At 56.4% G+C, this 9,991-nt stretch carries 8 protein-coding genes; 3 read left to right on the plus strand and 5 right to left on the minus strand.

The annotated features are described in order from the left end of the window. Positions 1-558 precede the first annotated feature (558 nt). The 3 genes from Q0482_RS07590 to Q0482_RS07600 form a co-directional block, all read right to left on the minus strand. The gene (locus Q0482_RS07590; protein WP_366517993.1) at positions 559-1,473 is read right to left on the minus strand and encodes an ROK family protein; all 915 of its coding nucleotides are present in this window, start codon (positions 1,471-1,473) and stop codon (positions 559-561) included. 637 nt (positions 1,474-2,110) lie between these two features. Further along, positions 2,111-2,593, minus strand: coding sequence for a DUF523 domain-containing protein (locus Q0482_RS07595; RefSeq protein WP_299145181.1), 483 nt, complete (start codon positions 2,591-2,593; stop codon positions 2,111-2,113). Beyond that, positions 2,590-3,033 carry a hypothetical protein gene (locus Q0482_RS07600; protein WP_299145182.1) on the minus strand — a complete coding sequence of 148 codons (444 nt, stop codon included), beginning with the start codon at positions 3,031-3,033 and terminating at the stop codon, positions 2,590-2,592. The genes Q0482_RS07595 and Q0482_RS07600 overlap by 4 nt, the downstream gene beginning before the upstream one ends. A gap of 124 nt (positions 3,034-3,157) precedes the next feature. Here Q0482_RS07600 and Q0482_RS07605 point away from each other — a divergent pair, with 124 nt between their 5' ends. Beyond that, positions 3,158-3,649: a phage holin family protein gene (locus Q0482_RS07605; protein WP_299145184.1), complete on the plus strand. Its 492-nt coding sequence runs from the start codon at positions 3,158-3,160 to the stop codon at positions 3,647-3,649. Then, on the plus strand, positions 3,646-4,233 hold the full coding sequence (locus tag Q0482_RS07610) for a GH25 family lysozyme (protein WP_299145185.1): 588 nt from the start codon (positions 3,646-3,648) through the stop codon (positions 4,231-4,233). The genes Q0482_RS07605 and Q0482_RS07610 overlap by 4 nt, the downstream gene beginning before the upstream one ends. 1,075 nt (positions 4,234-5,308) lie before the next feature. Here the strand turns inward: Q0482_RS07610 and Q0482_RS07615 are convergent. Together Q0482_RS07615 and larA are read right to left on the minus strand one after the other, a co-directional pair. Then, the gene (locus Q0482_RS07615) at positions 5,309-5,947 is read right to left on the minus strand and encodes a hypothetical protein (RefSeq protein WP_299145187.1); all 639 of its coding nucleotides are present in this window, start codon (positions 5,945-5,947) and stop codon (positions 5,309-5,311) included. Positions 5,948-5,957: 10 nt separating this feature from the next. After that, positions 5,958-7,265 carry a nickel-dependent lactate racemase gene (gene larA / locus Q0482_RS07620; protein ID WP_299145189.1) on the minus strand — a complete coding sequence of 436 codons (1,308 nt, stop codon included), beginning with the start codon at positions 7,263-7,265 and terminating at the stop codon, positions 5,958-5,960. Between the two features lie 1,124 nt (positions 7,266-8,389). Between larA and brnQ the strand changes: the two genes are divergently transcribed. Beyond that, positions 8,390-9,724 (plus strand): branched-chain amino acid transport system II carrier protein, encoded by a 1,335-nt coding sequence (gene brnQ / locus Q0482_RS07625; protein ID WP_299145191.1) that lies wholly within the window; start codon positions 8,390-8,392, stop codon positions 9,722-9,724. Positions 9,725-9,991 lie beyond the last annotated feature (267 nt).

Genomic DNA, 9,991 nt, shown 5'->3' on the forward strand with positions numbered 1-9,991 from the left:
CGGCTTGACCCTATGGCTTTTCATACCGGCAGGAAACTGTTTGCCTATAGTTTCCTGTCCGGCTTGACCCTATGGCTTTTCATACCGGCAGGAAACTGTTTGCCTATAGTTTCCCATCCGACTTGACGCCTTAGAGTTTCATCGCGGCAGGAAACTTTTCGCCTATAGTTTCCTGTCCGGCTTGACGCCTTGGCTTTTCATACCGACAGGAAACTTTTTGCGTATAGTTTCCTATCCGGCTTGACACTATGGCTTTTCATCGCGGCAGGAAACTGTTTGCCTATAGTTTCCTGTCCGGCTTGCCCCTATCGCTTTTCATCGCGGCAGGAAACTATTCGCCTATAGTTTCCCATCCGGCTTGACACCATGGCAATTCACCGCGGCAGGAAACTATTCGCGTATAGTTTCCTGTCCGGCTTGACGCCTTGGCTTTTCATACCGACAGGAAACTATTCGCCTATAGTTTCCCGTCCGGCATGATACCATGGCTGTCCACCGCCACAGGAAACTTCACAAAAAAACTTCAGCCCCGGAGGCTGAAGTTTTTTTGTGTTATGATTACTGTTTATTTTCCTCTTCCCAGGCTCTCTTGCCCAGTTCGATGGCGCCGGTGAGGCCGGCGTGGTCTCCCAGGGCCGGGGGAACGATGTAGTTGTCCAGGCCCTCATCCAGCTTGTCGGAGTGGATGTAGCCGTTGATATTTTTCTTCACTTCTTCCCGAACCATACGGAAAAGGTTTTCCTGGTGCATGACGCCGCCGCCGATGATGATTTTGTCCGGTGAATAGAGGAGTACCAGGTTGGAGACCCCCTGTCCCAGGTAGTAGGCTTCCATTTCCCACACTTCCTTCCGGTTGTGGAGCGTCTCTCCCGGCGCGCCCCAGCGCTGCTGGATGGCGGGGCCGCAGGCGTAGCCCTCCAGGCAGCCGCCGGGGAGGAAGGAGTCCTTGTGGAAGGGGCAGCTTCCTTCATAGGTATCCTTGGGATGGCGCTGGATGAGCATATGGCCTGCTTCCGGATGCACCAGGCCATGGAGCAGCCTGCCTTCGCAGTACAGGCCTACGCCAATGCCGGTGCCTACGGTCATGTAGGACACCACCTGGCAGCCCTTTCCCGCGCCGTACACCGATTCTCCCAGCGCAGCGCCGTTCACGTCGGTGTCAAACTCGATGGGAATGGAAAGGGCCCGGGCAAAGGGACCTACGAAATCCACATCCTGCCAGCCCTTCTTCGGCGTGGCCTTGATGTAGCCGTAGGTGGGGGAATTCTTCTTCAGATCCAGCGGTCCGAAGCTGGCAATCCCCAGGGATTCGATGTCATACTGCTTGAACCAGGAAATAATCTCCGGCAGCACCTGGGCTGCGGTGGTGGTAGGAAACCTCATTTCCGAAAGGATACGGATGGTGCCGTCCTTCACTTCTCCTACGCCGCAGATAATTTTAGTGCCGCCTGCTTCAATACCGCCGATTAAAATTTTGAAACGCCTCCCTGTTTACACATTGGAAATATCACTCGTACCAGTTTATAACATATGCCCTCTTCTTGCAATGGGGAATTAGGGGCCGGGTTCATAGGGAGAAGGGTTAACGGGGCTTCGCCCCGAAGGTTCTTAAGGTTCTAAAGTTTGACAGCGGCCCTTGGCCGCTGAGGGTTGTGGAGGCGCCCTATGGGCGCAATATAAAGTCAGCGTTACGGTGCTGGCTTTTGTGTCATCATTGCTCCCCCGTCATTTCGAGCGGGGGGGTACGCGCCGGTATGAATCACATTTTCGTGGAGCCGGTGAAAGGGAGCCGAGAAATTTCCTCCCAGAAGGCTGCCTTGCGATCGGTCAGCCGACTAAAAGGAAGGCCTCTCTATATTTCTTGTTTCCCCTTGAGGTGGCAGAATAAACCGCTCTACGCTTTCCTGTAGAGTCATGTGGCGCAATGGAAAGCATCCATAGTGCCCCCGCTTCAGCGGGGAAAAGGTGGTGGCGCCAGCCACCAAAGGGGGGCGAGCGCAGCGAGCATATATACTCATCACCGCCAAAGGCGGCGATACTACCCCCTCGGGCCAAAGGCCCGTCGCCCCCTGAACGAAGCGAACACAACCCTTTTACACAACCCGCGGCGTCAGCCGCGCCCCTCTGAACCCTCTGAACCAGCCCGCTTCGGGTGGGCCGAACCCTTTGAACCCGGGCCGCCAAGCGGCCCCCTTTCATCCACCACCGGCACCCCTGCCTTTACCAGGGCTTCTGCCAGCACGCCCCGGCCTTTGATTTTCTTTCCGCTGAAAGTGCCGTCGTAAATGTCATGGACGCCGCAGGTGGGGCTGCCGGATTTCAGTATGGCCAGGTCTACCTTTCCCATGCGGGCCAGCACCCGGGATACGCCCCGGCGGTAGATTTCATCCATGTCCTTCCCGTCCTTCCTCACCACCCGGCCATTCCGGATTTCCACAGGCGGACGGGGCACGGGAAGGCCAGCCTCCACTTCCGGGCACACCGGGATGATTTCTTTATCTTTAAGGAAAGCAAGTACCTTTTCATTCCGGTTATTTCCTCCGCTGTACTTGCAGTTCCTTCCCAGCAGGCAGGCACTCACCAGGACCCTCATGATTTCGCCTCCCTGAAATGAATGCGGGACAGCACCTTCTCCGCCGCCTCCGGCGGGAGATGGGTGGCGGCGAAGAGCCAGGTCTTCTTCCCGACGGGGTACATATAATAATTCACCATGCCCTCAGGCCCCGCCATGCTGTAGGAAATATAATCCTTCTCCTGTTTGTGGATTTCAAAGGGCATGGTAATGATGGACGCCCGCTGGGCCTTTTCCTGCTCCTCGCTGATGAAGGCACAGCGCAGCATCACCTTTTTCTTCTGATACACCAGCACCGTGCCGGCGGTTTCCTCCATGGAAAAATCATCCCCCCTGTCCAGGGTAACCTCGATTTTTTCTCCCGTTTCCGGCGTCATGGTGAGACTCTTGTCCATGCCGCAGCCTGCCAGAAGCCCCAGGCAGAGCGCCAGCGCCGCTGCTTTCAATTTCATAGAATTCACGCTATTCCTCCTTCCCCTCTCACCAAAGCATTTTACCACAGGGCCCGCGTAAGAGAAAGGATTTTCCGCCTTCCTACTTTATCCCCAGGAAATCGGGGTTTCGATTTCCGGAAAGGAGAAAATCATGCATCCATCATGCAGCGGATGGAAGGAGCTCTTCGACCACTTTCCCCTGAAAGCGGCGGGATCCCTGCTCCTTCTCACCCTCGTCCACCACGCCCTCATGCTGCTCTGCTTTTCCCTGCTGGTAGCCCTGGACCTTCTCACCCGGTGGATCGCCATCAGCGCTTCCCTGCTTCAGGCAGAAGGAAATGGAAATCCCACCCTCTGGGCCATGGTGAGGGCCATCCCCCGGGCCCGAAGACTGGGCCTTATCTCCAGCGCCGTCATGAAAGAACAGGGCCTGTCCAAACTCATGCTCTACAACCTCTGCGTCCTGGCCTCCGCCTCTGCGGACTACCTGCTGGCGGAAAACGGCCAGCCCTCGGGCATGGTATCCCTGGCAGTGAGCTACCTCACCGCCTCGGAAGCCCTGTCGGTGGTGGAAAATCTATCGGAAGCGGGATTCCGGTCTATGACCCTCCTGCTTCGCCATTTGAAAGGAGGAAAAAAATGAAATGGGGTATTGATATTTCCGAACATAACCGGCCACTCCCCTGGCCGCTTCTGAAGAAACAGGGGCTCTCCTTCGTCATCGTCCGCTTGGGCTGGGGCGCCGGCCACCTGGACAGCCGGTTCTACGAATACACAAACGGCGTCCTCGATGCAGGCCTTGCCCTGGGCATCTACTACTACAGCTATGCCCTCACCGAAGAAGCGGCGGCAGAAGAAGCCCGCTTCACCGCTTTCGTGCTGAAAGACTGCGGCCTTCCGCCGGAAAAGCTGGCCATGGGCTGCTGGCTGGACATGGAAGACGCCGACGACTATAAGGAAAGAAACGGCCTCACAGAGGGAGAAGAAATCACCGCCCTCTGCCGCGCCTACCTTGAAGAAATGGAAAAACAAGGCTTCCCCGCCGGCCTCTACAGCAGCTTCAGCTGGCTTGAAGACATCATCCATCTCTCCGCCCTTCCCGAAGGCACGCCCCTCTGGTGCGCCCAGTGGGGCAGCACCTGCAGCCAGGAAAACGCCCGCCTCTGGCAGTTCACCAACGCCCTCCCCCTAGACGGACAGATGGTGGACGGGGATATCCTGTGGTAGCGGCCGCGGAGCGGCCCAGCGCCCTTTGGGCGCTGAAGGTTCTTAAGATTGACCGGCCTACGGCCGGAGGGTTCTCAGGTTTGACGCCCGCTTTGCGGGCGAGGGTTGTGGATAGCCGCCTTTGGCGGCTATGATTATAAAGTCAGCGTTACGGGTCTGGCTTTTGTGTCATCATTGCGGTCCCCGTCATTTCGAGCGGTGGGAAGCGCCGGTATGATTCATCGCTTCATGGAGCCGGTGAAACGGAGCCCTCAAATCTCCCACAAGAAGGCTGCCTGTCAATCGGTCAGCCGACTAAAAGGAAAGCCTCTCTATATTTCTTGTTTCCCCTTGAGGGGAAGTGCCGCGGAGCGGCAAAAGGGTGTACGATGATAAGCATACTAATGATGCTCACCATCGTTCCAAGCAGGCCAACTTCGGCTGACTGTGGAGGTCCTATGCAGGACCTCCACAGTCACACCAGCATAGAGTATCATTCCTCTGCTTACCATCGTCCACCCCCGCGCCACTTCGTGGCCCTCTCCTCCACGGGAAAGCATGTCACTGGATTCTCAGGTCGCTATCGCTCCCCTACAGCACGGCTATCACCGACTCACTGGATTCTCAGGTCGCTCAGGCTCCCCTACGAATCCAGTTCGCTGGAGTGACTCCAGTTCCTTTGCCACCCTAAAGGGGGCGCAAGGGCGTTACGGGTCTTGCCTCCTGCTGCTTAAGTCACGCTATACATGGTGGTGAATTGGCCACCTCCGGTGGCCTTTCCCCCTTTGGTGCCTTACGGCACCACCTTCCCCCCGCGGAGCGGTGGGACAACAACCCGTGCTTTGCTTAGAGCCACTTATGAGATTACAGCCTAGCGGAGCTTTGTTCTGCCACCGCTTGCGGGGGAAGTCCCGCGGAGCGGGCAAGGGGGACGCTCTTTTCCCACACCCGTAAAGGCGGTTGTATGGTTTTATCATAATGGCGCCCCCATATTTCCAAAGGGGGCGCCCACTAAGTCGGCGGTCAGCCGATAGCCGGTAGCCGACAGCAAATAAAAAAACTGCGAGTTTTCCCGCAGTTTTTTTATTGCCTGCATTCAGGCTTTGAAGTTCTTTTCTTCTTGAATCAGCTTTTTTAAATCCTTCTCATCCACTTTGAAGGAGATGAGGTCGCCTTCGCCGTTGACGTATCTTACTTCGTAGGGCACGTCCAGGATTTCCTTACGAGTGAAGCCGAAGTAGCGGACGAAGTGGCTGTGGGGAAGGAGGCTGTCCACCGCCGGGTTCATGGTATAGCGGGGATAGATGCGTTTCCCGTCTTTCACCAGGGCCAGGTGCTCGGCCCTGCCGCTGCCCTTGGTTTCCGTGGACCAGGAGATGAGGTGGTGCACCGGCACGTAGGCGGGAGCAATGAAGAGGATGTCCTGGTTCTTGAGGAGCTCTCCTTTGAAATCCGAAGGGATTTCAAGGAGCCGCAGGTTTTCGGTGGAGGAAATGTAGAGCCCTGCGGTGTAGGGTGTCACCAGCACCACCTGGTTGGAGCCCAGGGTGCCGTGGCGCATTTCCACGCCGTAGTGCATGGGATTTTCCAGGGAGCCGTGTTTCTTGATGGTTTTCCCCTTCTGCCACATGGTTTCGTAGGACGCCCCGTCCAGACGGATGAAGTCGGCGGCGCCGGCGGTGAGGGGCATGGAAAGGGCCAGGGCGGAGAGGAGGGCAAGGATAGCTTTTTTCATTTTGATTTCCTTATTTCTTCAGGTAGGGCACAATGGCGCTGCCGTGGGGGATGATGTTGATGGAGTAGTCCGTCTTTCCTTCAGCCGCCAGCTGTTTCTTCGCCAGCTCCCAGGCTTCTTCCACCGAGGCCACAGGAATCTGGTGGGTCTTTTCCCGGAGGATGTCGAAGTTTTCCGGGCGGGTGACGATGTAAACGGTGTGGGTCATGGCGGTGATAAGGTTTTCAAAGGCCACGAAGAAGGGGATGGTGAAGCAGCCGCGGAGGGCTTTTTCCATGTCTTCCAGGTTTTTATACTTGAAGCTCCCCAGGTAAGCTTCCGGTTCCATAATGTCTTCCGCTTCGATCATGGTGATGATAATGCCGCCTTTTTTCGTGGCGATTTCAGCGGTGGTATAGCACTTGGTGCCCTGGTAGAGGTTGGTGTCCTTGGGGTAGCCGCCGGCGGAAACGATGGTGACGTCGGCCTGCTGTTTCATAGGCACCTTCTGCATGCGGTAGGTTTCCTTCGTTCCTTCCAGCCATGCTTCGTAAGGATCGCCGCCTACCATGGAGGAAATCTGTCCTTCTTCATTGATGACGGAGTGCACCAGGAAGCAGGGGCCCACCATGTCGCAGGCTTCCTGCATGTCTTCGGACACCGGATTTCCTTTGATTTTTAAAAGTTTGGCGTCAGGATTGAGGCCGCTTCCCAGGGTGGGGCCCAGGGCATGGCAGTGGTTCTGCTGCACCGTCTCATAGCCTGCCACGCCGGGGAGGATGAGCTTCCTTCCGCCGCCGAATCCTGCCATGTCGTGGGTGGAAATGGCATTGATGAGGATGACCTTGTCCGCCTTCGCCACCCGGGTGTCAATCCATACGTCGGTGCCCAGCTTGGTGACGCCCATGTGGGTAAGCATGGATTTGTCGGTGGAAATATGCTGGTACATTTTGATGCGGCGGGCCACTTCTTCCCCTACGCAGGTCACGTTTTCCTCATCGGTATGGGGACGGTGGGTGCCCTGGGCAAAGACGATGTAAATATCTTCGTCCGGCACGCCGGCCAGATTCAGCTCGTTCACCACGTGTACCGTAAATTCAGAAGCCCGGTTCCAGGCGCGGGTAATGTCCGCCACCACCAGGCACACCTTGTCCCCCCTCTTCACCAGTTCCTGCAGGGGCTTTGTGCCGATGGGGTGGCGCATACATTCAATGGTGGCCGCCTTCACATCGCAGGCAGGGGTCGGTACCCCTTCCAGTACATCGGAAATATGCTCCTCCGGGAGCATGACAGACTGCATTCCATGGCCATAGGCCAGCTTGAATTCTGTGAGACCCATACGTATCCTCCATGTGTACACTCTCCGCCGGAAATAGGGCGGATTTTCTTTTTATTATACAGCCTTGGGGCGGTAGTGTCACTATGGATGGATGGCTGGCAGCATCAATAGCATGGCAAAGGTTGACAGCGGCTCCGCCGCTGAGGTTTGACGCCCGCGAAGCGGGCGAAGGTTCTTAAGTTTGACGGCGCCTGTGGCGCCGAGGGTTGTGGATTGCCGCTTCGCGGCAATAAGTTTTATAATGCCGCCAAAGGCGGCAGACGTTACGGGGCTTGCATTTGTGTCATCATTGCTGCCCCCGTCATTTCGAGCGGTGGTACGTGCCAGTATGAATCACATTTTCGTGGAGCCGGTGAAAGGAAGCCGAGAAATCTCCTCCCAGAAGGCTGCCTTGCAGCAGTCAGTTCAGCATAGGGTATCATACCGACTTGTACCCTCCTGCACCCCTTCGCCACTTCGTGGCCCTCTCTCCAAGGGAAAGCGTCTCACGAAATTTTCAGTCGCCTATGGCTCCCTACAAATTTCGTTCGCTTGCCACCCCTAAAGGGGACGCAAGGGCGTTACGGGTCTTGCCTTCTGCTGCTTAAGTCACGATATACATTCTGCTGAATTGGCCACTGCCGTGGCCACCCCCTATCCGGCTGCGCCGGACTTACCCAAAGGGAAGCGTGTCACTGGATTCTCAGTCGCCTGCGGCTCCCTACGAATCCAGTTCCCTTGCCACCCCTATTCAGGGGGCAGAATAAACCGCTCTACGCTTTCCTGTAGAGTCATGTGGCACAATGAAAAGCATCCATAGTGCCCCCAGCGGAGCTGGGGGAAAGGTGGTGGCGCCAGCCACCAAAGGGGGGACGCTCTTTTCCCTCGCCCGTAAGGGCGGTTGTATGGTTTTATCATAATGGTGCCCCCATATTTCCGAAGGGCGCACACCAGGTCGGTCAGCCGATAGCCGATAGCTGATAGCCGGCAGCAGTCCCGCCAGCCCACTAGTACACTAGTACACCAGCCCACCAGCTCACTATCCCACTAACATATTATTCACTTTTTTCATGCAAGCCCTTAGAATTTATGATAAAATAGCATTATGTTGTTTCGACGTATTTAAATAAAGAAATGGGAATTGTATGAAAAAGACTTCAAATGAATTCATCGCTATCGGGCTCATGCTGTTTGCCCTCTTTTTTGGCGCGGGAAATCTGATTTTTCCTGCATTTATGGGACAGAATTCCGGCTGGAATACCTGGTACGCCACGGCGGGATTCCTGATCACCGGCGTGGGTCTGCCCTTTGCTTCGGTGCTGGCTATCTGCTTTTCCGGGAAGAATCTGCAGCAGCTGGCAGGACGGGTGAGCCCGGTGTACGGCATTCTTTTCAGCTGCGCCCTGTACCTCACCATCGGGCCCTTCTTTGCCATCCCCCGTACCGCCACGGTGTCCTATGAAATCGCCGTTTCCCATTTCCTTCCAGGGGATATGAGAACCATGGGCCTTTACGGCTTCGTATTTCTTTTCTTCCTTCTTTCCTGGTACCTTTCCATCAGCCCTTCCAAGCTGGTGCCCCGTATCGGCAAATGCATTACGCCGCTGCTTCTGGCGTTCCTCTTCATCCTCATCGCCGCGTCCCTCTTCCTTCCCATGGGAAGCTGGATGGCACCGTCTCCTGCCTACGACACGCCGGTGAAGGCTTTTTCCTCCGCCCTGCTAGAGGGGTACAACACCATGGACTGCCTGGCGGGCCTGGTGTTCGGCGTCATTGTGGTGGAGTCCATCCGTCTCTACGGTCTTACTTCCAATCGTGAAATCGCCGGCGCTGCGCTGAAGTCCGGCCTTATTTCCACTTTCTTCATGTTCCTCATCTACGCCGCTCTCTGCACCCTGGGCGCCTCTTCCGTCGCCGTGCTGGGACACGTGGAAAATGGCGCTCCCGTGCTAGTGGGGGCTGCGTCCTTCTATTTCGGAAATATGGGGAGTCTCCTTCTGGGTATCATCGTCATCCTGGCCTGCCTCACCACCTCCATCGGCCTCATCGCTTCCTGCGCCGCCTATTTCCACACCCTTCTTCCCCGCTTCTCCCATAAGGTCTGGGCCACCTTCTTCACCGTCCTTTCCTTCTTCATCGCACTCTTCGGTCTCTCCGCCATTATCAAGGGCGCCATTCCGGTGCTTCTTTTCCTCTATCCCCTGTCCATTTCCCTCATCCTCCTCACCTTCCTTCATGACTTCTTCCACGTCAGCCGGAAGGTGTACATCCTTTCCACCGCCTTCACCATCCTCCCTTCCCTCTATGACGCCCTGAAAGCCGCCGGCTTTTCCGTACCCGATGCGGCCCGTTTCATGGACGCCCTCCCCCTTTCCTCTTTCAACATGTCCTGGCTCCTCTTCTTCGCCGCCGGCTTCCTTCTGGGACTCCTCTGGGAAAAGGCCGCGGAAATCGTGGAAGACGGCGTGGCGAAGGAATAGGGTTCAGCGCCCTTTGGGCGCTGAAGGTTGACGGCCCTAAAGGGCCGAAGGTTCTGAAGGTTCTGAAGTTTGACAGCGGCCTTTGGCCTCTGAAGGTTGTGGTATCGCCGCTTTGCGGCGATGAATTTTAAATGACGCTGACGCGGCCCTCGATAGGCAGCATATATACTCATCGCCCGCAGGGCGATACCGCAACCCTCAGGCCTCAGGGCCTGTCAGTCGAGTAGACGGAATCAGATTACTCTGTCCGCCCCTCACAGAACCGTA

The sequence above is a fragment of the uncultured Dialister sp. genome (genome assembly GCF_937959425.1).
In the GTDB taxonomy this organism is placed as follows: domain Bacteria; phylum Bacillota; class Negativicutes; order Veillonellales; family Dialisteraceae; genus Dialister.